This window comes from Spirochaetota bacterium, assembly GCA_035477215.1.
Classification (GTDB): Bacteria; Spirochaetota; UBA4802; order UBA4802; family UBA5368; genus MVZN01.
Genome location: DATIKU010000018.1, coordinates 72,131 through 91,824, shown reverse-complemented (window position 1 = coordinate 91,824; position 19,694 = coordinate 72,131). Strand labels below are relative to the sequence as shown.

The 19,694-nt window shown below is 56.6% G+C and carries 18 protein-coding genes and 1 pseudogene; 7 read left to right on the top strand and 12 right to left on the bottom strand.

Annotation, left to right across the window (positions count from 1 at the left end; translation table 11 throughout):
- Positions 1-177 precede the first annotated feature (177 nt).
- On the bottom strand, positions 178-2,469 hold the full coding sequence (locus tag VLM75_04350) for a transglycosylase SLT domain-containing protein (GenBank protein HSV96149.1): 2,292 nt from the start codon (positions 2,467-2,469) through the stop codon (positions 178-180).
- 114 nt (positions 2,470-2,583) lie between these two features.
- Positions 2,584-3,426 (bottom strand): hypothetical protein, encoded by an 843-nt coding sequence (locus VLM75_04345; GenBank protein HSV96148.1) that lies wholly within the window; start codon positions 3,424-3,426, stop codon positions 2,584-2,586.
- Positions 3,427-3,591: 165 nt separating this feature from the next.
- On the opposite strand from VLM75_04345, the gene VLM75_04340 reads away from it, so the two are divergent.
- Positions 3,592-4,689 (top strand): mannose-1-phosphate guanylyltransferase, encoded by a 1,098-nt coding sequence (locus tag VLM75_04340; protein HSV96147.1) that lies wholly within the window; start codon positions 3,592-3,594, stop codon positions 4,687-4,689.
- Here the strand turns inward: VLM75_04340 and VLM75_04335 are convergent.
- A complete protein-coding gene (locus VLM75_04335; GenBank protein ID HSV96146.1) occupies positions 4,672-5,364 on the bottom strand; it encodes a hypothetical protein in 693 nt (230 codons plus the stop codon). The genes VLM75_04340 and VLM75_04335 overlap by 18 nt on opposite strands.
- A gap of 66 nt (positions 5,365-5,430) precedes the next feature.
- On the opposite strand from VLM75_04335, the gene VLM75_04330 reads away from it, so the two are divergent.
- Positions 5,431-6,135: a DnaJ domain-containing protein gene (locus VLM75_04330; GenBank protein HSV96145.1), complete on the top strand. Its 705-nt coding sequence runs from the start codon at positions 5,431-5,433 to the stop codon at positions 6,133-6,135.
- On the opposite strand, the gene VLM75_04325 is transcribed toward VLM75_04330, so the two are convergent.
- From VLM75_04325 to VLM75_04315, 3 genes are all read right to left on the bottom strand, one after another.
- Entirely contained in the window at positions 6,126-7,052 is a 927-nt protein-coding gene (locus VLM75_04325) for a M28 family peptidase (protein HSV96144.1), read from the bottom strand. The genes VLM75_04330 and VLM75_04325 overlap by 10 nt on opposite strands.
- Positions 7,053-7,186: 134 nt before the next feature.
- Positions 7,187-8,029, bottom strand: a complete 843-nt coding sequence (locus VLM75_04320; GenBank protein HSV96143.1) for a 3-hydroxyacyl-CoA dehydrogenase NAD-binding domain-containing protein — start codon at positions 8,027-8,029, stop codon at positions 7,187-7,189.
- A gap of 76 nt (positions 8,030-8,105) precedes the next feature.
- Entirely contained in the window at positions 8,106-9,062 is a 957-nt protein-coding gene (locus VLM75_04315; protein ID HSV96142.1) for a D-2-hydroxyacid dehydrogenase, read from the bottom strand.
- A 332-nt stretch (positions 9,063-9,394) separates the two neighbouring features.
- Between VLM75_04315 and gpmA the strand changes: the two genes are divergently transcribed.
- Positions 9,395-10,141, top strand: coding sequence for a 2,3-diphosphoglycerate-dependent phosphoglycerate mutase (gene gpmA / locus VLM75_04310; protein ID HSV96141.1), 747 nt, complete (start codon positions 9,395-9,397; stop codon positions 10,139-10,141).
- Positions 10,142-10,222: 81 nt separating this feature from the next.
- Positions 10,223-10,653 (top strand): annotated as a pseudogene (locus VLM75_04305) (fructose-bisphosphate aldolase).
- A 4-nt stretch (positions 10,654-10,657) separates the two neighbouring features.
- On the opposite strand, the gene VLM75_04300 reads toward VLM75_04305, so the two are convergent.
- Together VLM75_04300 and lysS are read right to left on the bottom strand one after the other, a co-directional pair.
- On the bottom strand, positions 10,658-11,302 hold the full coding sequence (locus tag VLM75_04300) for a YqaA family protein (protein ID HSV96140.1): 645 nt from the start codon (positions 11,300-11,302) through the stop codon (positions 10,658-10,660).
- A gap of 9 nt (positions 11,303-11,311) precedes the next feature.
- A complete protein-coding gene (lysS, locus tag VLM75_04295) occupies positions 11,312-12,799 on the bottom strand; it encodes a lysine--tRNA ligase (protein ID HSV96139.1) in 1,488 nt (495 codons plus the stop codon).
- Positions 12,800-12,994: 195 nt separating this feature from the next.
- Between lysS and VLM75_04290 the strand changes: the two genes are divergently transcribed.
- Both VLM75_04290 and VLM75_04285 read left to right on the top strand, forming a co-directional pair.
- Positions 12,995-14,131 (top strand): radical SAM protein, encoded by a 1,137-nt coding sequence (locus VLM75_04290; protein HSV96138.1) that lies wholly within the window; start codon positions 12,995-12,997, stop codon positions 14,129-14,131.
- Positions 14,132-14,531: 400 nt separating this feature from the next.
- Positions 14,532-15,248 (top strand): cytidylate kinase-like family protein, encoded by a 717-nt coding sequence (locus VLM75_04285; protein ID HSV96137.1) that lies wholly within the window; start codon positions 14,532-14,534, stop codon positions 15,246-15,248.
- Positions 15,249-15,314: 66 nt separating this feature from the next.
- Here the strand turns inward: VLM75_04285 and VLM75_04280 are convergent, their stop codons facing one another.
- Positions 15,315-17,324 carry a beta-galactosidase gene (locus VLM75_04280; protein HSV96136.1) on the bottom strand — a complete coding sequence of 670 codons (2,010 nt, stop codon included), beginning with the start codon at positions 17,322-17,324 and terminating at the stop codon, positions 15,315-15,317.
- Between the two features lie 155 nt (positions 17,325-17,479).
- Here VLM75_04280 and VLM75_04275 point away from each other — a divergent pair, with 155 nt between their 5' ends.
- Positions 17,480-17,665, top strand: coding sequence for a hypothetical protein (locus VLM75_04275; protein HSV96135.1), 186 nt, complete (start codon positions 17,480-17,482; stop codon positions 17,663-17,665).
- Here the strand turns inward: VLM75_04275 and VLM75_04270 are convergent.
- From VLM75_04270 to VLM75_04260, 3 genes are all read right to left on the bottom strand, one after another.
- Positions 17,644-18,633: a LysM peptidoglycan-binding domain-containing M23 family metallopeptidase gene (locus VLM75_04270; protein HSV96134.1), complete on the bottom strand. Its 990-nt coding sequence runs from the start codon at positions 18,631-18,633 to the stop codon at positions 17,644-17,646. The two genes, VLM75_04275 and VLM75_04270, sit on opposite strands and share 22 nt — an antisense overlap.
- Before the next feature lie 180 nt (positions 18,634-18,813).
- The gene (gene nikR / locus VLM75_04265) at positions 18,814-19,230 is read right to left on the bottom strand and encodes a nickel-responsive transcriptional regulator NikR (protein HSV96133.1); all 417 of its coding nucleotides are present in this window, start codon (positions 19,228-19,230) and stop codon (positions 18,814-18,816) included.
- A complete protein-coding gene (locus VLM75_04260; protein HSV96132.1) occupies positions 19,223-19,690 on the bottom strand; it encodes a hypothetical protein in 468 nt (155 codons plus the stop codon). The genes nikR and VLM75_04260 overlap by 8 nt, the downstream gene beginning before the upstream one ends.
- Between the last annotated feature and the right edge of the window lie 4 nt (positions 19,691-19,694).

The following is a 19,694-nucleotide window of genomic DNA, read 5'->3' as shown; positions in this document are numbered from 1 at the left end:
TCAGTAATGCCGCGTCCCGCACATACTCTTATCATGGGCATGTCCCTTAAGTGCAAGCCCGAACCTGCCCGGGGGCAACTATTTACAGGCCCGCCGAAAACATTCCAACATCCGCATGTGCACGGCCGCCTGCCGATGCAATCCCCTGATTTGCCGCTCCCTCCATAAGGCGGGCGATCACCGCCGCTGGTTTATGATTCCATACTGAATGAGGAACTTTCTGGTCCGCACCACGTAATAGCGCGTCTCGCCGAATGGAATGAATTCCGTAAAATAATCAGGGTCTTCTCCCGGCATTCTGGCCCGCCATTTCTGCACATTTCCCGCTCCCGCGTTGTACCCTGCGACAACCAAGTCGAAGTTACCATTGAACATGGAAAGCAGGCCGGCGATATATCGTGTCCCGAAGCGTATGGACGTGCAGGGGTCTTTAAGGTCGTACTCGGGAACACCGAGCCAGCGCGCAATCCCCCGGGCCGTCGCCGGCATGATCTGCATAAGCCCCACCGCGCCGGCGGAGGACATCGCCCTTGGATGGAAGAGCGACTCCGCCTTCATGACGGCATAGACGGCATTGGAGTCGACCTTGAACGTTTTCGCCGATTCTTCCACGCACTCATTAAATGGAGTCGGGAGGAGGCGCTTCAGCAGGGACTCGGGCATCAGGGAGATGTTTTCCCGCAATTTTCGCGCGCGCATGATCTCGAGCGTGCTGAACAGTGAAAAATAATAATGACCATACCGTTCGCCGAAATACGCGAGAGCGACGGATCTATCCTCCTGGGCGTCGGGTTCGCCGTTGAGCAGCGAAAGCTCCCTGTTTATCCCGCCAACGTGGCCAACGGCGAAATATCGATCGAAGGCCTTCATAGTGCTCGAGTATCGTGAACTGAATTGCGGCTTTCCGATGTCACGCTCGAGGATTTCCCATGATTTTTTCTCGTCCGAGGGTATTTTCTCGAGGCGCGCATTTCGCTTCTTTATGTCTTTTTCCATGAGAAAAAGCATCGCGTGGCAGAAGAGATACTCGGCGCGCCTGCCTTCCGCCAGCGCCCGGCCGAAGTCGGCGGCGAGCGCCTCGGCCCGGTACCCTCCCGCCTTACGTTCCATCAGCGCCCAGGTAAGCGTCGAATCGGGATTGTTCGCCACGAGGTCACGAAACAGACGCTCCGCCTCGTCCTTTTTACCGCTGTCTTCGTTGAACCGGAGCAGCCAGAACTTCATGCGGTCCGCGTTCTCGCCGTCGGGATATTTCCCGAGCGCCTCCGTATAATATTCCTCCGCGGCCTTGCTATCCTTTTTTTTAAGCGCCTCCCTTCCAAGCGTCCACAGGCAGTATTCGGCGAACGCGTCGTCCGGATATCGCTCCTTGAAATCCAGCAGGTTCTTTTCGAATCCCGCCGAACGATTATCCGATGTAAAGACCGCGATTCGCCGCAGGGCGTGTTTTGCCGTCTCTTTCGGCGCGTCAGTTGCAATTGTACGGTATATTTCGACGGCGGCGCCCTTTTTGTTTCCGCTCCATAGCTCGTCTGCGGCGGCGAGACGAATTTCAACCTGTTTCGCCGGGTCAAAAGCCCGCACAAGGGCCTCCGCTTCCTTAATCCTGTTCAAGCCGGCATAGGCGCGGGCCAGAAGGCGTATTGAACGCATGCGTATCGCGTCGTCCTTCGATTCCGCTGCGAGGTTTTTCAGTATTGGAAGAGCCTCATCATGCCGTTTGTGGCGGCACAGCGCCCCGGAGAGCGTCACGAGGGTTTCGTCGGAGGGCGGGTTCTCCAGCCGCCCCTTGATATCAACGAGCCTTCCCGCGGCGATCGCCGACTGCCAACTCGATTCGTCCAGCACAATCACCCCGGCATAGTCCTTCACCGCTCCGTCGAAATCGTTACCCTTCTCGCGAAGTGACGCTCTCCGTATCATGGCCACGGCGCGCGATTCGGGGTCCCGGTATGATTTAAGAAGGTCCTCGACCGTCCGGAGTGCCTCGTCGTCGCGGCCAAGCTCGGAGAGAGCACGCGACTTCAGAAGCAGGGCGTCGCGGTACATGGCGCTTCCATCGTTTTTAAGCAGGTCAACGAATTTCGTCACATGGTCGAATTCCCGGTACAGGAAAAAGATATCGGCTATCTCCGCCACCGCGTCGGCATAGTATTCAGATTTAATGTTATACGATTTTACGAAGGCGTATACCGGGTGCGCGAAGAGGCGCAACCGGTAGTCCCGCTCTCGGGAAAAACAGCCGTTGCTGAAATGAAACAGGGCCTTTTTGTAGTTTTTCTTCTTCTTGTAGGCTACGCCGAGCATGAAATGTTCCCGGTAGCCGATTCCCTCCTTCTCGAGGGACTGTATCGCGGTTTCCGGGGAAGAATAGAAACCAATCTCCGGCAGCCTGCTCGCCTCGCCTTCCCCTCTCATGCAGCACAGTGCGAAGAGTGACAGCATGATCAAGACTTTACTCACCTTCATATTTGTATGCCTCATCATCGACCCCTCAATATAATCCCCGCATGAACCGGGCGTATCGCTCATGACTCCGCCCTTAGCATGGAGATTTGCGTATCCACCTGCCGGGCGACAGGCCTAATCTCCTTCTTCAATATACTCCTTCCGTGAAAGATAGCTCTTATAGTCCTCGAGCTCCTGCAGCGCGGGGTTATCCCATATCTCGTCGTAAAAGGATTTCGCCGTTTTCGCGCGGTAATAGTTGTCCCAGTGGATGAGCAGGTGACGCTCGCGGCTTTCATCCGGCCCGATTTTCACCAACCTATCCTCTATCTCCTCGAAGCTGTAATTGTTCACCGGCCTCCTCTCCTCGCGCGGAGTCGATATCTCGATTAGCGCGAAAAAGGCGTATCGCTTGGCGTGCTTGGCGAGCTTGATGGCCCTGACGTACTGGTAGAGCCGCATCGAATAGAGCTTCTCGGTGATATTGTCCCCGATCAGCATGGCCGTCTGCGCATTTTTCATATCGCGGTAACCGAGATGGAGATAGCTCCTGGCCCGCCTGTCTTTAAGCTCGATCACCCGCGGGGCGAAGCCGTTGAGAAGGTCGCCGGCCACCCCGATATCGCGCGACAGCGTTTTACCGTAGAGATCGATGAGGATTCGCTGCGATTTGCGGATCTCGCCGTATGATTCCTTGAACAGGAATTTCATGTACAGAAGCTGTGCCAGGATGTCCCGCTGTATTGCCTCGCGGAACAGCTTCCTCTCCTCGTCGGTGCCAAGATTGGAGATGGAGGAATCGATGAAATAAAAAAAATACCGGTTGTCCTTCAGCCCCGTCTCGGCCTTGCGCTGCTCTCCCGCGCGCTGGCTGGTTTTCGTCCGCTGGGCGAGTGCGTCTGTCGACAATGAACCCGCAAGCACGAGCGTCATGACGGATACGAGCCATGCGCGGGAGACATTCTGTGATTTTCGCATTGTCTCGTATCCGAATATTTTGGCTTGATTAATCCCATGAACGTGTCGGTTATGGACCGTGCGGTGAAGACCAATCCACCATTCGACGCCGACCCGTTACTGACAATCGGCTGTGAGTATACGCAAGGGGCCGGCATTACGTCAAATATCTTTTAGGGTGATGCGATGAGCGAAAATACCATGAAGGTCGTCCCTGTGATCATGGCGGGAGGGGCCGGAACGCGGTTGTGGCCCCTCAGCAGGGAGGAAAAACCCAAGCAGTTTCACGACCTATCGGGGGACGGTACGCTCCTCGAGCAGACCATAAAGCGCCTTCTGCCGCTCAAGCCCGAGTCCTGCGTCATCGTTACGGCCCGGTGCTACGAGAACGCCTCTTACGGCGAGCTCGAAAGGATCGGCATGAAGGGTACGGTGCTCTCCGAACCCAGACCGCGCAACACCGCGCCCGCCGTCCTCTACGCCGCCATATATCTGTCAAAAATTTACAGTGACTGCATCATGATCGTGCTCCCCGCCGATCATTATATCAGAAACCCGGTTGAATTCGCCGCCGTATTAAGGAAAGTCGTTACGGAAGCGGAAAAGGGAAACCTGGCGACCATCGGCATCAAACCGCTCTATCCAGAGACCGGCTACGGCTATATCAAGGCCGTGCCCGGCAAAGGCGATGCCTTCGCCATCGAAAGCTTCGTGGAAAAGCCCGACCTCGAAACGGCGGAGCGCTATTTTGCTGAAGGGACCTATTACTGGAACAGCGGCATATACGCGTGGAAGACCTCGGTTATAATGGATGAATTCAAGCATCTGCTGCCGCGCCATTACGAGGCCTTCGCTCCGCTGGGCGCTCTCGGCGCGGGCGTGGTTGACTCCAGCCGGGGCGACGCCTGGGCGGTCAAGGAGCGCATATTCGGTTCCATTGAGTCTATTTCAATCGACTACGGCATCATGGAGAAGGCGCGCAAGCGCGTGGTGGTACCAGGCGATTTCGGCTGGGGCGACCTCGGAAGCTGGAACTCCATCGACGACATCCTGCGGCCGGACGGTGAGGGCAACCGCAGCCCCTCCGGCAAGCGGGCGATCTTTGTCGGCGCCCGCGATTGCTCGGTTTTCGCCGAGACAAAGCGTATTGCCGTTGTCGGCCTGTCGAACGTCGTGGTGGTACAGTCCGGCAACGACATTCTCGTGATGGAGAAGAACGCCTCCCAGCGCGTGCGCGAGGTGGTCGATATCGTCAGGGGACTCGATTCAGGCAAGAAGTCTTAGAAGGGTTTCCCGAATCGCCCGGCGGTGTTTTTCCGTCTGCGGCGAACCGGAGCCCGGCGAAAACCGGTGGTAGTTGAGCAGGTACTCCGACTGGGAGTACTGAAAGAGCGCACCTTCCAGGCCGTTCATAAATACGGCATGCACCCCCAGCGCCGCATTCAGAGCGGCGGCCGTTTTCTCCTCTGTAAACGAATTCGCGGTATAACTATCCGCGTATTTCCGCGCTTCCTCGATCATCCAGATAAACCCGAGCGGATCGACGACGGCTATGCTGTAGCGGTACCAGTCGGTGACATGCTCAAGAAGCTGGCGTTTAGCCGTAGTATCCAGCAAGAAGTGCGCCGGGCAGAAAAAGGACTCACAGATTTCAATACCGTAGAAGGAGCGCTCGCGACCGTCGGCCCCCGCGACAGAGGGATGTACGAGGCAGCCGGGCAATTTATCCTCGCCGGCATAGCCCTGGAAGGGGCAGATGTGCGCGGACTTGTCTCTCGGGCGCGATGATACCACGCCTGCGCATCCAGTCGGCCACTGGCCCGCTCTCGCCGCCCCATTCTCCAGAAACGCCGAAATGGATTCGCGAGAGATGTCGCGCAGGTTGAAGGCCCCGCAGCATGCGCTGCAGGCGCGCCGGTCGTCGGGTCTGCAAAGGATGATATCGACCGCCTGCTTCATAAAAATACTTTCATTTGTCGTAAAAACCGGTAAGATTGTAAAGAGGTTTTACAGCGAACGGCGCCCATGAACATTTCTTTTCTTGACGATCGGGGATCCCTCATCAATTTTTACGAGGTCCTCAACATCGCCCCCACGGCGGAGAAGGCGTCCATTCGCTCGTCCTTCTGCGCGCTCATCAAGCTTTTTCACCCGGATGTTTCGGGACTCGACAGCGAGGAACAGCGCCGCAAAACCCACCTCGTCATTCGAGCCTACAAGGTCCTTATCGACGTCTCGCTGCGGACCGAATACGACCGGCTCCTTTCCGCCACGCGCAGGCCGGACCGGCCGACATTCGCAATCATCCCTCGACAGCGCGTCAAATATTCGGTATCGCTCGAGGGCCTGCTTCGCACCAGGATGCTCAACAAGCGGATACGCCGCACGGAGCGCCTCCGCAATTTCGGCCAGGACATTGAGGTTTTCATAACTCCGGGAGAATCGCAAAGCGGCATCGTCGTTCGCATAGACCTCCCCTCCCGCATGACCTGCCCGCTGTGCTCCGGCAAGGAACCCGAGTGTCATGTATGCCGCGGCGTGGGCCGGATCAGCGCCTCGTCGGCGGTGGAGCTTACCATCCCCCCTCCGATCGTCCACGACGCGCTGTACGAATTCGACCTCATGAAGGCTCACCCGGACCGCTTTACCGCCTTCACCATGAAGTCCCTTAAGATTAGGATAAGCGTGATAGGGAAAAGGGCCTCGGCTGGAAGCGCCGCTCAGCAGTGAGGCGGGACGATCTCGTCACAGTCGGCGAGGACGCGTATGGTGTTGAAGCTGTTGAGGATGTGCTCGGCAAGGAACTTGAAATTGATGGTGTCGAAGGTGTCTTCGCCTGTGTGGTAGTTCTTGTTCCGGTAAAACGCCGTGTCGGTGAGCATTATTGCCGGATACCCGTGCCTGTTGAACGAATAGTGGTCGGAGTGGTTGATTCCCGGGATCGACGACGGTCCGACGATGTCCACGATATCGCGCCTGGCGAACCGGTTGTAGACCTGTTTCCATGCGTAGGCGTACGACGCCGATGACGGAAGCGAAACGACCGCGAGGAAATCACCCCGTCGGGGAAGATGCTTCGCCATGTCCCGAAACGGCACATTCTGTTCGTATCGCCGGTTTGCGTAACCGAGCATCTCGAGGCAGATCATCAACTCTATATTGTCCTCGCGCTCCCTTGCGCAGCGGGCGCACACCATGCTGCCCATGTTGTCGCCGGAGAAATGGGGCGGCTCCTCGAGCGTAAAGGCGACGAAACGAAGCGTTCGCTTAAACCGGAATGGTGAAAGGAGCCTGAACAGCTCCAGGAGCCCGGCGATACCCGTGGCATTGTCGTCGGCCCCCGGAGTGTCCTCTATGGTATCGTAGTGCGCCCCGATGACTATGATCCCCTCGGGCGAACCGCTTCCCGGTATTTCGGTCCGGATGTTCGACACCCTGCATCCCTCAACCTCGTAATCCTCGTCGACTATTGGGTTTCCTCCGGCCGCGAACTTCTCGCGGATAAATCGCGCCGCGCCCTCGAGGTTTTCATAACGGCGCAGGGTCCGCTCCCCCAGTTCCACCGAGAGGAAGTGCAGGATCTCCCGCGCATTGCGGACGATACTTTTCTTAACGCGATACTCTGCTGGAAAATAGTCGTTGATCACGTGATGTTTCCGATTGTTGACGCCGCCAGAGTTGATGGTATGAATTGATGAGGCGCGAAGAATTGTCAATAATTATTATAATGGTTGTATGACAACATCTCATACAAGCGTCCAGTTCCGCCCCGCATGCGGCCTCAATAGGTATAAAACCCCCTGCCCGACTTTTTCCCCATGTATCCCGCCGCCACATATTTCTTTAAAAGCGGGCACGGGCGGTACTTGGTGTCGCCAAACCCTTTGTAGAGCTCGTCGAGTATGGCCAGCACGATATCGAGCCCCACCATGTCCGCGAGCTCGAGCGGTCCCATCGGCTGGTTCATCCCGAGCTTCATGACCTTGTCGATCGCCTCTACGGTCCCCGCGCCCTCGTACAGGGCGAAAATAGCCTCGTTGATCATGGGCATCAGGATCCTGTTCGCGATAAAACCAGGATAATCGCGCGATTCAACGTACTCCTTTCCGGCCTTTTTTACTATCTGTTTCGCCGTTTCGAAGGTCTCACGCGTGGTGGCCAGCCCGCATATGATCTCGACCAGACGCATGGCCCTGACCGGATTCATAAAATGCAAGCCGATGACCGACTCCGGCCGTTTCGTCGCCGCCGCGATTGCGGTGATGGACATCGACGAGGTGTTCGAGGCGAGGACAACGCCCGGGCGGCAGATACGGTCCAGTTCGGCGAATACGTCTTTCTTAATGCCGAGGTCCTCGGTGACGCACTCTATAATGATGTCGGCCTCTATAAACGCTTTCAGATTCCCCGTGGTCTCAACACGCGATTCAAGCTCGGCCATGCGCGTTGCGTCGAGTCTGCCCTTTCTCTCGTACCCTGTCAGGCGGTCGTGAATTTTCTCGCGGGCGGCATCAAGCCTGTGCGCGTCGCTATCATTCAGAATGACGCGGTACCCCGACTCCGCGAAAAATATCGCAAGGTCGCTACCCATGATCCCCGCACCGACAATGCCGAAAACTTCCATACCGCCACCTCCACACCGTGTACATGAACACCGTACCGCGGCCCGCTGTCAACGAAAACAAGAGACCATCCCCCGGTCAGGTCACCCTGTTGCGCGCCTCCCCGCGTAAAAATGCCCCTATATTCGCCGCGACCTCATCTATCAGGCGGCGTCTCGATTCCACGCTCGCCCACGCGATGTGCGGCGTGATAATGCAGTTGGGCGCTGAAAGCAGGGGTTCGTTCCCGGGCGGAGGTTCCTGTTCCAGTACGTCAAGCGCCGCGCCGGCAATTCTCCCCGACCGGAGCGCCAGATCCAGCGCCGCCTGGTCGACGATCGGCCCGCGCGCCATATTGATGAGAAAGGCCGTTCGCTTCATGCGCGACAGGAAATCGGCGTTGATAATACCCCGCGACATGGGGCTCAGCGGCAGGTGTATGCATATAACATCCGATCGTTCGGCGATTTCGGGCAAGCCCACGCGCTCCCAACCGCCGGTATACCCCACACCATCGCGTCCGAGCGCGATGATCCGCATACCGAAGGCGCCGGCAAGACGGGCTACCTCGCTTCCGATGGAGCCCATCCCCATAATGCCGAGAATCTTCCCCTCAAGCTCGAAGGTCGGCCAGGTGCCCAGCGTGTAGATGGTCGAACGGCTCCACCTTCCGTCCCGGGCCGCCGCACTGTACTCGACAAGGCGCGTGGCGAGCGCGAGCATGCACGCCATGGTGAACTGCGCGACCGACGATGTGGAATAGCCCGGTACGTTCGCCACGGCGACTCCTTGACGGGCGGCGGCCTCGATGTCGATATTGTTGTAGCCGGTCGCCGTAACCGCGACAAGTCGCAGATCCGGACAATTCCGCATAAGCCCTTCGTCGAATATGCACTTGTTGGTGACGGCCACGGCCGCCCCCCGAAGCCTGGCCTGCATGTCCTCGGGACGGGTGATGTCGTACTTCGCCAGGCTCCCTAATTTTTCAAGTGGTGCGAAATCGAGGTCACCATAGTCGACTGTTGCCGCGTCCAGAAACACTATCTCCGTACTCATACCTTCATATAACTCCCTGCTAAAAGATGCTTCAACACCCGGCTTTAAACTTCGATGTTACCATGCCCACCGCTTTAAAAATTCGGGCGGTATGATACTTTATGATTATCCTAAAATCCACAACCCTATTTTTTCTGTTCTCCCCGGTATTTATATTCACGATTAATTACAGACTGCCTTTATACGGTCGGAATTTCGGGAATTACTTTTCTGCTTGTTTTTAGCTTCCGCTCCGATTATTCTTAAAAATACTGATTTGCGGCAGTACCCGTATGTTTGATCCGCATAATTTATCAATACAGACGGCGGAAGCGCGGCCGGGGGAGTATGAGATGCATAAACTTGTTCTTCTTCGCCATGGAGAGAGCGACTGGAACAGGGAAAACCGTTTCACCGGATGGACCGATGTGGGGCTTTCCGAAAAGGGTGTGGCTGAGGCCCGAAGCGCGGCCACGCTGTTAGGCGATGGTGGCTTCATCTTCGATCAGGCGTTCACCTCGGTGCTCCGTCGGGCCATTCAGACGCTGAACATCGTTCTCGACGAGATGGATTTATTATGGATTCCCGTCGCCAAATCGTGGCGCCTGAACGAACGCCACTACGGGGCGCTGCAGGGACTCAACAAGGCCGAGACCGCGGCACAGTACGGCGACGGGCAGGTGCACCTCTGGCGGAGAAGTTACGACGTCCCGCCGCCGCACCTCGACAGCAACGACCCGCGGCATCCGCGCCACGACCCGCGCTATGCCGATGTTCCGCCCGGCGAGATCCCCGCGGGCGAGTGCCTTGCCGATACGGTGCGGCGTTTCATGCCTCTCTGGGACGATGCCATCAGGCCGTCGGTGCTCTCCGGCAGGCGCGTCATCATCGCCGCCCACGGCAACAGCCTGCGCGCGCTGGTCAAGCACCTCGACGGCATGAGCGACGGGGCGATCGCCGAACTCAACATTCCCACCGGCATTCCCCTCGTCTACGAGCTCGACGAAAAACTCGTGCCTATACGGCATTACTACCTCGGCGATGAGGATGCCGCGCGCAAAGCCGCCGAGGCGGTGGCCGCGCAGGCGAAAAAAAAGTGAAGGCCGTGCAAATAGTTCATCAAGGAGGAAAGCGGACATGATCCAGGCCGTTAAAAATATCTCGGGCCCGAGGCTGACGGCCTGTTGAACTACAAGGCGAAATTTTCCGCCGAACACCTGCATCTGCCCGTAAGCGATTTTGTCGAGCGCATTATGCTCGTCTCCGATCGCCATCCGGCGGTGCTCCGTAATATGCAGCTTCTCTACAATACCGGGCGCCTCGCGGGTACCGGCTATCTGTCCATTCACCCCGTGGACCAGGGTATCGAACACAGTGCCGGAGCGTCGTTCGCCCCGAACCCGGTTTATTTCGAACCGGAGAACATTGTGAAGCTCGCTATCGAGGGGGCTGCAACGCGGTGGCTTCGACCCTCGGCGTGCTGGGCGCAATTGCGCGGAAATACACGCACCGCATACCCTTCATTCTGAAGCTCAACCACAACGAACTGCTCACCTATCCCAACAAACACGACCAGATACTCTTCGCCGACGTCGACAAGGACTTCGACATGGCAATCAGAATGCGTATTTAATCACCGCAAATCCACCGACAAGAAGTACGACGAAGACTATCGCCAGTAGATTGAACCGCTTTTCGATGAATTCCCTTATCGGGGAGCCGAATTTCCAGATAAGTCCAGCGACAAGAAAAAATCGCAGCGAACGGCTCACCAGCGACGCGACGACGAAGATCCCGAGGTCTATCTTCGCTACCCCCGCGGTTATGGTGATCACCTTGTAGGGAAGCGGGGTAAACCCGGCGGTAAAGACAATCCAGAAACCGAACTCCTCGTACAGCGCCGCCACCCGGTTGAACTCGTCAACCGTGAAACCGGGAATATACTCGAAAAAGAACATTGCGATGGATGAAAAATCGCCGCCGGTATACCAGAGGGCATAACCGATGGCATATCCCAACATCCCGCCCATAATCGAGGCAATCGAGCAGATGGCCGCATACCTCCACGCTTTTTCACGGGCACCGAGAACCAGCGCAATCAGCAGGACGTCGGGAGGGATCGGGAAAAACGACGACTCGGCGAGGGCCAGGATGAACAGCGCGATCGCGCCGAAGGGCGACTCTGCCCAAGCAAGCACCCAGTCGTAAAGAAAGCGGTGGAGATTCCAGCCGTAACGCTCCCTGGTATAGTGAACTGGCATGGTCGTCTTCTATTTCCCTTCAGGGCGAAGCAGTGGAAAGAGGATCGTGTCCTTGATCGATGCCGTGTTCACGAAAAGCATGACCAGTCTATCGATGCCTATGCCCATACCGCCCGCCGGCGGCATGCCGTACTCGAGCGCGTTGATGTAATCGTAGTCCATCATCTGGGCCTCGTCGTCTCCGGCCTCCCTCTTGCGCACCTGGTCCTCGAAACGGGACTTCTGGTCAAAGGGATCATTGAGCTCGCTGAAGGCGTTCGACATCTCGCGACCGGCTATGAACAATTCGAAGCGTTCAACGAAATCGGGATCGTCCTCGCGCGCCTTGGAAAGGGGCGAGAGTTCCCGCGGATAATCGGTCACGAATACCGGCTGCACCAGATTGGGCTCCACCTTCTCCTCGAAGACCTCGCCCGCTATTTCCCATTTGCCCATCTTTTCCGGCGCCCTGATGCCGATCGATTCGGCCGCGCTGCGCGCTTCGTCGGCCGACGCAAAGGAAGCGAAATCGAGCCCCGAATATTTTTTTATGAGACCGACGAAAGACACCCGCTGCCATGGCGGCGTGAAGTCGAGTGTCGACCCCTGGTACTCCAGCTTCATGGATCCCAGAAGCTTCTCCGACAGCTCTGATACCATCTCCTCGGCGATGTGCATCATCGTCTCGTAGTCGGCGTACGCCTCGTAGAGTTCGAGCATGGTGAACTCGGGATTGTGCCGGGTGGAAATGCCCTCGTTGCGGAAATTCCTGTTGAGTTCGAACACCTTCTCGAACCCGCCCACCAGAAGGCGCTTCAGATACAGCTCGGGTGCGATACGAAGATAGAGATCGATGTCCAGCGCGTTATGGTGCGTGCTGAATGGACGCGCGGCGGCGCCGCCGGGTATGGCCTGCATCATCGGCGTCTCGACCTCGATATAACCGCGGCGCGTGAGGAACTCGCGCATTCCGGTGATTATCCGGCTTCGCATGATGAAGTCCTGGCGCGTCTTGGGCGTGACGATGAGGTCCACGTAGCGCTGGCGGTAGCGCATCTCCCGGTCGGCGAACTCATCGAAGAGCACGCCGTCCTTCTCCTTGACCGACGGGAGCGGGCGGATGCATTTGGCGAGCAGCGTGAGCTTTTCGACGTGGATGCTGACCTCCCCCTGGTTGGTCTTGAAGACGAAGCCCTCAATGCCGACAATGTCGCCCAGGTCGAGAGACTTGAACAGATCGTAGTTCTCCTCGCCGATATCGTCCCTGCGGGCGTAGAGCTGGATTGAGCCTGACTGGTCCTCGAGATGGGCGAACGAGGCCTTGCCCATAACCCGTTTTGAGCGCAGCCTCCCGGCCACGCTCACCCGTGGTTTTTCATCCTCCCTGAACTCGCTTTTCGCTTCCTCCGCGGCGTGCGTGCGCCGGTAACGCGGCGGATAAGGATTGATGCCCTTTTGCCTGTACTGCGCTATTTTCTCGATACGCTGGCGTACCAGGTCGTTAATCTCATCGCCCATCTGATGCGTCTCCTCGCCCGAAGTAGTGCTTATTACGGCGCTTCGGCCCCTTTCGTGTCAAATTCTTTTTATACGGGCTATCGCCAACCGCGGCGGCTTCAAGTTTTTTTTATGGTAGCCGGATGCGGCCGGATTTGTTTTCTTGTCATAAGGGCGCCTGGCCCGCTCATATGCAACAACAGGTATCGGTACACCATGAGCCATTCATTCGAGATGGGGCCCATCAGGCCCCCCAGCGAGGCGTACAGCATTCTGCTTCGGATCACGCGCAACTGTCCGTGGAACCGCTGCGCGTTCTGCTCGACCTACCGCGACACCGAATTCTCACGACGGGGCGTGGATGAGATCAAAAGAGACATCGACAGCATGCACGCCATCGCGCTCAGGCTCGCCGATGCCTCCACGCAGCTCGGACTGGGCGGGCGCGTGAGCGAAGCGGTGGTGGCCAAGGCGCATGGTGACGACCCTACTGCCGAATCCTACTACCGGCAGATCGCTTTCTGGATGCATTACGGCATGCGCACGGTCTTTCTGCAAGATGCCAACTCGCTCATCATGAAGACCGCCGACCTTGTGGAGGTTCTGCTCTATCTCAGGGCGAGGTTTCCGTTCATCGAGCGCATTACTTCGTACGCGCGCGCGAAGACCATCAGCAAGAAAACCGTCGCCGAGCTAAAGGAACTTCGGGAGGCGGGCCTCACGCGGCTCCATATCGGCATGGAGTCCGGCTGCGACCCGGTGCTCGACCTCATATTCAAGGGCGTCACGGCCGAAGAGCAGATACTTGCCGGCCAAAAGGCCGTGGAGGCGGGCTTCGATCTCTCGGAATACTACATGCCGGGAATCGGCGGAGCGGAACACAGCCGCGAAAACGCGATCCAATCCGCGCGCGTGCTCAGCGCCATCAACCCGACCTTCATACGACTTCGCAGCACGGTGCCCCTTCCCGGAACGCCCCTGTTCGACATCATGTCGCGCAACGAATGGACGCCCCTGTCCGAGGACGACAAGGTTCGGGAGATCCGCCTCTTTATCGAAAGCCTGGGCGATATCACGAGCACCGTTGCCAGCGACCACATGATGAACCTGCTCGAGGACGTCGAGGGAACGATGCCCGGCGACCGGACGCGCATACTCGCGACAATCGACCGCTATCTCGGAATGGGCGAAGACGAGAGGGAAAGCTTTATCATAGGACGGAGGCTTGGCATATACCGGCTTCTTTCGGATTTCATGCCCGACCCGCAGGTGGAGGCTGTAAAAAGGGATCTCAAGCAGCGATTCGGCTCGATCGACGCGGCGGTGCTGGAGTTGTTGAAGAATTATATTTAAGTTGAATTCAAGTTCCCAAATATCAACAATGTCTCCCCGGCTGGCGGCGGGGAAGACCCTTCGGCTTCCACACCTTCCGACATTAGTTGTGAAAAGTATAATCAATTCCCTCAGGCGATCGTCCTTGATTTTCCAGAATGGCGAAGCATATTTTCCCCGCCGGCGGCGGGGAAAATCCCTATGCTTCCACATCGACCGGTATCAATTATGAAAATAAATGCCAATTTTGTTAAGAAAATTATTGATTAATATAAAACTAATTATAATTTTGGGCCACGTATTTATATGATTATTATATAGTATTCAGTTTTTAGTGGAATCGGTGGAACTATAATGTTTTAACCGGACAGTATCCGCCGATCGCGGTATTCTTACAATTGCCATTATAACGAGGTATAACATGAGCAGCTTCATCAAGGGAACCACACTCGAAAAATCCATCAGGAAGCAATTGAAATTCTGGGAAAACCAGAAGGCGAAACTTGTAGAGAAACAGGAATCGAGGCCTTTTATCACCATCTCGAGGGAGTACGGCTGTAACGCGGTCGCGATCGCAGACGCCCTCGCCCGGGCCCTGAACAAATACGAAAGCACCGACGTCTGGAAGTCCTACGACAAGGAGCTCATCGACAAGATATGCGCGGATCACAACATTGCCGAGGCCCTCTGCGAAACCATCGACACAAAGCGCAGGGAAGAGATCAGCGAATTCTGGAGGTCGGTGCTCACCGACTACCCGCCGCAGGTTTCGGTTTACCAGAAGCTGGTTCAGACGATCCGCAGCCTCTCGATTCACGGCAGGTCCATCATCGTGGGGCGCGCCGGCGTCATGATTACACGCTCGCTCAGGTACGGCCTTCACATCAAGCTGGTGGCACCGGTTAGCTATCGGATTCAGAAGATGATGGAAACCGCCGGCATAAAGGACCGGCTCGAGGCGGAGAGGCTGGTGGAGCGCAAGGACCGCGAGCGCCACGACTTCCTGACCCAGTACCTCAAGTTCGACGCAAAAAATCCCTCGTCCTATGATATCACTTTCAACGTCGCCCGGGTAACCCCCGAGGAAATCTCCCAGTCGGTGATCTGCATCCTGAAATCGAAGCAGTTCATCAAATAATCAACGGGTCGAACGGCGGGTAAGGCGCGGCATCATGGCGAGGGGGAAAACAATCCCCTCGCTTTCTTATTTTTTACGCCTTTCGATAAAACGAACACCATACGGCTCTATTCTACGCAAACCGAACCAGCGGCTGGAAGCGGAATGGTTCAGCACCACGTCCACGGTTCCGCCGTCGATGGTTGCACGGCTGACCACCTCAATCCCCATCCCCCTGAATCGCGGGGCAAGGCCCGCCTTTTTCAAGATCTTTCTGAACAGAAAGAAAATCGCCATCGGATCGGGAGAGGTGCCGAAATAATAGACGCGTCCCCGGCCGTATTCGTTCACCGTCACGCACGGCTCGCCCCTGTAATGCTTTTTGCGGTCGCGGTACCAGGCGATCGGTTTCGCCGTCACCGGCTCCACGATCTCCGCCCACGCCTCGCCCTTCGCCGGGATGATCCCGACTCGGATTCCGACCCTGGTCGCGTTGAGCGACTCGAAGCGCTTGATCCGCACTCCCGCCAGGCCGGCGAAAAGGCCCGGAAGCTCGGTCTGTATGGCATGGTTTTTCATGTCACGCGCACCGGCCCTCCAGCCGAGGACCAGCGTACCGCCCTGGCGCACCCACGACTCGAGGCGCTCCACGAAGTCCGGGTCGGCCATCTGGTATAGAGGAAGGCTGATTATTTTATATCGTGAGAAATCGACGCTGCGCGCGCTCTTGACGTCGGCGTTCACGTTAAAAACCGCGTAAGGAACGAAATGTCGCGCCATCTCGAGGTCGTAACCGACCTGCATAAACGGGGCCGGCATCAGGTAAATTCCTTTGGAGAGATACTGCTCCTTCAGAACGCGGGCGTTGTCTTTGTCATATACCACACATGCTTCCGAGATCACGGGCTCGGATGCGAAGTGCGAGAAATCCGGAAGGAGGCGCTTCATGTTCTCCGCAATCGCCGCGGCCCGCGGTGTGGGCGTATTATCGGGATCGAAGATTCCGTAGCAGAGCTGTTCCTGGCCGAATGCGGCCGTGCGCCAGCGGAAATAATAGATATGGTCCGCGCCGCGCGCGATCGCCTGATTGGTCCAGAGCGTCACCTGATCGTCGGGAGGCGAATAGCCGAGGCAGGTGTGGCCCTGGAATCCGCTGAACTGCTCGAAAACGGCGAAACGTCCCCGATCGTTGAGGCCGCGGATATAGCTCAGGATATATGCCGTAAAAAAATAGGGAAGCGGTTCGTCCTGGTCGCCCCATACGGGGTAATTATCGAAGGCGACCATCTCCATATCGCGGCACAGGCGTTCCATGTCGATGACCGGGTAATGCGGGGTAGGATAGAGGTTGGTCGTCACCCACTGTCCGCCCGAAATATGCTTTCGCAAAAGTTTCATCTGCATGTCGACGAACTCAACCGCCGAATCGGAGCAAAAACGGTCGTAATCGAGGGTGAGCCCCGGACTCTGGATGCTCGAAACCTGCTTCTTCGGCACCGGCACCTGGTCAAACCGGTCGTAGGTGGTCCCCCAGAAAACCGTCCCCCACTCTGAATTCATGGCATGCACGTTCCCGTATTTTTTACGGAGCCAGTCGTGCCATTTACGCACACAGGTTGGGCACACGCAGCGGTCCGAGCCCTCGTGTCCTATCTCGTTGTCGATCTGCCAGCCGATCACCGCCGGACTTTTACCAAAACGGCGGGCGATCGCCTCGACAATTTTTGCCGATGCTTTGCGGTAGGTGTCGGAATTATAACACGCCTGACGGCGCGTGCCGAAATCGCGATAGATGCCCGAGGGATGGATCTGCGCCATCCCGGGATCTTTTTTATAGAGCCAGGCGGGGAAAGTCGCGGTCGGGGTTCCGAGCACAACCGAAAGCCCATTTCCGGCGGCCAGATCGATCGCCGCGTCGAAGAGCGAGAAATCGTACTTCCCGGGTTTGGGCTCAAGGAGTGTCCAGGCGAATTCCATCATCCGGACCGACTCGAAGCCCATTTCTTTCATGCGCCGAAAATCAGATTCCCAGAGCGAACGGTCCCATTGCTCGGGATAGTAATCAACTCCAAACAGCACGCCCCTTTTCTTGTTCATTCATCCTCACCACGATTATTAAAACTTCAGAACCCGCTTTCCACGATCAATTATACCGTAAATAAAGTGCCATTCCACAGCGAAGGCCGTTTATTTATTCATGTTATATACACACTAATGTCCGGAGTTTCGCCAGTATTAATTTTGACGGATCCATGGCGATCATTGCCTGCATCGGTTACCGGAATATACCCGCCATCGAGGAATACGACCCGCGCACCACCAGGCAGGTCGAGGAGCATAACAGAGTCATTGTCGAGAATGCGAAAATCCTGGTGATGATCGCCGAAAAAGCGGCACATCGCCAGGGCTTACCGGGTCAGCTTCTGTCGGGAAGATAGCGCAGCGGATCGACCGGCTTGCCGGCCCTGCCTATCTGGAAATGGATGCTGCGGCTGCCGTCGTCGATTTTTCCTATCACCGTCCCCGAGGAAATTCTCTCCCCCTCTCTGACCGTTATTTCGCCCATACGGGAATATATCGTTACAAAACGCCCATTGTGCGAAATAATTAGGTAGCGTCCATAGCCGCGCATATCGCCGATCCGCTTGACAACACCCGGAGCGGCCGACACAACGGTCGATCCCGGTCTGCTCGTGATCTCGAGTCCCATGGGCTTCACTCCCTCTGCGGAGTCCCTGTGTACGGCGAGCACCCGGGGTAGGGGCCACCTGAAATCGATGTTCTCCCGAGCCGGCGGCTGCGCGCCAGGGGCCTTCCCCCTGGAACGGTTTATACTTTTCGACGGCAGCCTGAGCTTCATACCCACCTTGATGCCGTCGCCCTTTTCCAAACCGTTGAGTTTATAGAGTTCATCGAGCGCACAGCCCTGCCGTTTTGCGAGACTGTATAGAGTGTCGTTTTTTCTGACGGTATAGGCGATGGTGGAAGTCGTTCCGCCTTCGACGTTTTTCCGCGGCCGTTCGGAAGACGGTTTTGCGGCCTTCCCCGGGAAGGCGCTCACCCTTGTACGAAAAGCCCGTGAAGGGGCGGTCTTTGTGCGGATTTGTCCATACTCGCCGCTTCCCTGGCCGGGGTCATTTACATCATCCTCATCACCGAGTTCTTCAACATCATCATAGCCTTCCGGGACTCCGGCGTAATCGAATCCCGCGTCGTTGTAGACCGCCTCTTTATCGTTCCAGCGGTGCAGGATTGTTAACCCGCGGGCCGGCCGGACTTCCCCGTCCACGGAGGGGCCACTCCGGTCTTCGCGCACCGTTACGGAGCGCTGCGGCGCACAGTACATCCCCCCGAAAAAGACGAATACCGCCACCCCGGCGATGGCATACATCCCTGTTGCCTTCACGGAACAACTCCTTTCGTTCCAGGCACGCGCAGAAGCCCCTTCCGCTCCGTCGGCGCGGCCGTGTAAGCAAAGTATCCCTTTATCTAAATATCGGCTCGACGATCTTTATAGTTGAGCTTTTTTTACTTTAGATTTGGCGTTATCCCGGAGAAGTCCGGGATTGCCTCCGGAGTTTCCTGTCTATTCGTTCCCCGTAGTCGTTATGGTGAGCTTCCCGTGACGAACGTTTTTTATGGAAAGCAGTCGGTCCGCGATCTTTTTAACCACCTGCGAAGCCCCTTTCAGAATAAGGACCTCGAGGCAGTTGTGTTCGTCGAGATGGACGTGCACTGCAGAGATTATATTCCGGAAATTATCGTGCTGTATGTCGTTAAGGCGGTCGGCGATTTCCCTTACCTCGTGACTGTATACAAGGGTGAGCGTTCCTATTACCTCGGTCTCGGGCGACGACGCCTCTTCGCGGACGAGCGCGTCCCGTATAAGATCGCGAATGGCCTCGGAACGGTTTACATAACCCTTCTCCGAAATAAGGCCGTCGAACTGGACGAGGAGCTTCTCGTCTATCGACACACCGAATCGTATTATTCTATTACTCATGAAGATTCATCCTGGTTCCGTTCACCTGCGCCATTCTATCATGAAATGCGCCGGTGTCAAGCACGCCGGGAGGCCCGAAAATCAATGACCCGGTTCCAATCGTCCGATATATATTTTTATATGGAGGCCCATATAGTATTGACAATCGCTTTTTGCCCTTGTAGCATTGCAGATGCTTCCTTTCAGATATAACCGCGAGGCCGTACGCCGATAACAAACAACCGAGGGGAATACTCCATATGACACAGACCAGCGAAAAAAATGGCCAGAGCGGCCCTTCACCGGGATGTCTCTCGTCCAAAAAATCGGGTGTTTCCTCCAAGGTCTTCACCATCATCATGGAGTACAGGGATTCCAGCCTGTTTAAGTGGATAAAGCTCCATCCGGAGATATCTATCGGGATTGTCGCCCTTTGGGGGATGCTTATTATCGTCTTTTTGTTATGGTTTATTTTTTCCATGGCC

What these genes read in the sequence shown, in the direction of transcription:
- VLM75_04350 (HSV96149.1), bottom strand. Translation starts at nt 2,469, where the DNA reads ATGAAGGTGAGTAAAGTCTTGATCATGCTGTCACTCTTCGCACTGTGC.
- VLM75_04345 (HSV96148.1), bottom strand. Translation starts at nt 3,426, where the DNA reads ATGCGAAAATCACAGAATGTCTCCCGCGCATGGCTCGTATCCGTCATG.
- VLM75_04340 (HSV96147.1), top strand. Translation starts at nt 3,592, where the DNA reads ATGAGCGAAAATACCATGAAGGTCGTCCCTGTGATCATGGCGGGAGGG.
- VLM75_04335 (HSV96146.1), bottom strand. Translation starts at nt 5,364, where the DNA reads ATGAAGCAGGCGGTCGATATCATCCTTTGCAGACCCGACGACCGGCGC.
- VLM75_04330 (HSV96145.1), top strand. Translation starts at nt 5,431, where the DNA reads ATGAACATTTCTTTTCTTGACGATCGGGGATCCCTCATCAATTTTTAC.
- VLM75_04320 (HSV96143.1), bottom strand. Translation starts at nt 8,029, where the DNA reads ATGGAAGTTTTCGGCATTGTCGGTGCGGGGATCATGGGTAGCGACCTT.
- VLM75_04315 (HSV96142.1), bottom strand. Translation starts at nt 9,062, where the DNA reads ATGAGTACGGAGATAGTGTTTCTGGACGCGGCAACAGTCGACTATGGT.
- gpmA (HSV96141.1), top strand. Translation starts at nt 9,395, where the DNA reads ATGCATAAACTTGTTCTTCTTCGCCATGGAGAGAGCGACTGGAACAGG.
- VLM75_04300 (HSV96140.1), bottom strand. Translation starts at nt 11,302, where the DNA reads ATGCCAGTTCACTATACCAGGGAGCGTTACGGCTGGAATCTCCACCGC.
- lysS (HSV96139.1), bottom strand. Translation starts at nt 12,799, where the DNA reads ATGGGCGATGAGATTAACGACCTGGTACGCCAGCGTATCGAGAAAATA.
- VLM75_04290 (HSV96138.1), top strand. Translation starts at nt 12,995, where the DNA reads ATGAGCCATTCATTCGAGATGGGGCCCATCAGGCCCCCCAGCGAGGCG.
- VLM75_04285 (HSV96137.1), top strand. Translation starts at nt 14,532, where the DNA reads ATGAGCAGCTTCATCAAGGGAACCACACTCGAAAAATCCATCAGGAAG.
- VLM75_04280 (HSV96136.1), bottom strand. Translation starts at nt 17,324, where the DNA reads ATGAACAAGAAAAGGGGCGTGCTGTTTGGAGTTGATTACTATCCCGAG.
- VLM75_04275 (HSV96135.1), top strand. Translation starts at nt 17,480, where the DNA reads ATGGCGATCATTGCCTGCATCGGTTACCGGAATATACCCGCCATCGAG.
- nikR (HSV96133.1), bottom strand. Translation starts at nt 19,230, where the DNA reads ATGAGTAATAGAATAATACGATTCGGTGTGTCGATAGACGAGAAGCTC.
- VLM75_04260 (HSV96132.1), bottom strand. Translation starts at nt 19,690, where the DNA reads ATGGAAAAAATAAACCATAACAAAAAGACGATAATAAGCATCCCCCAA.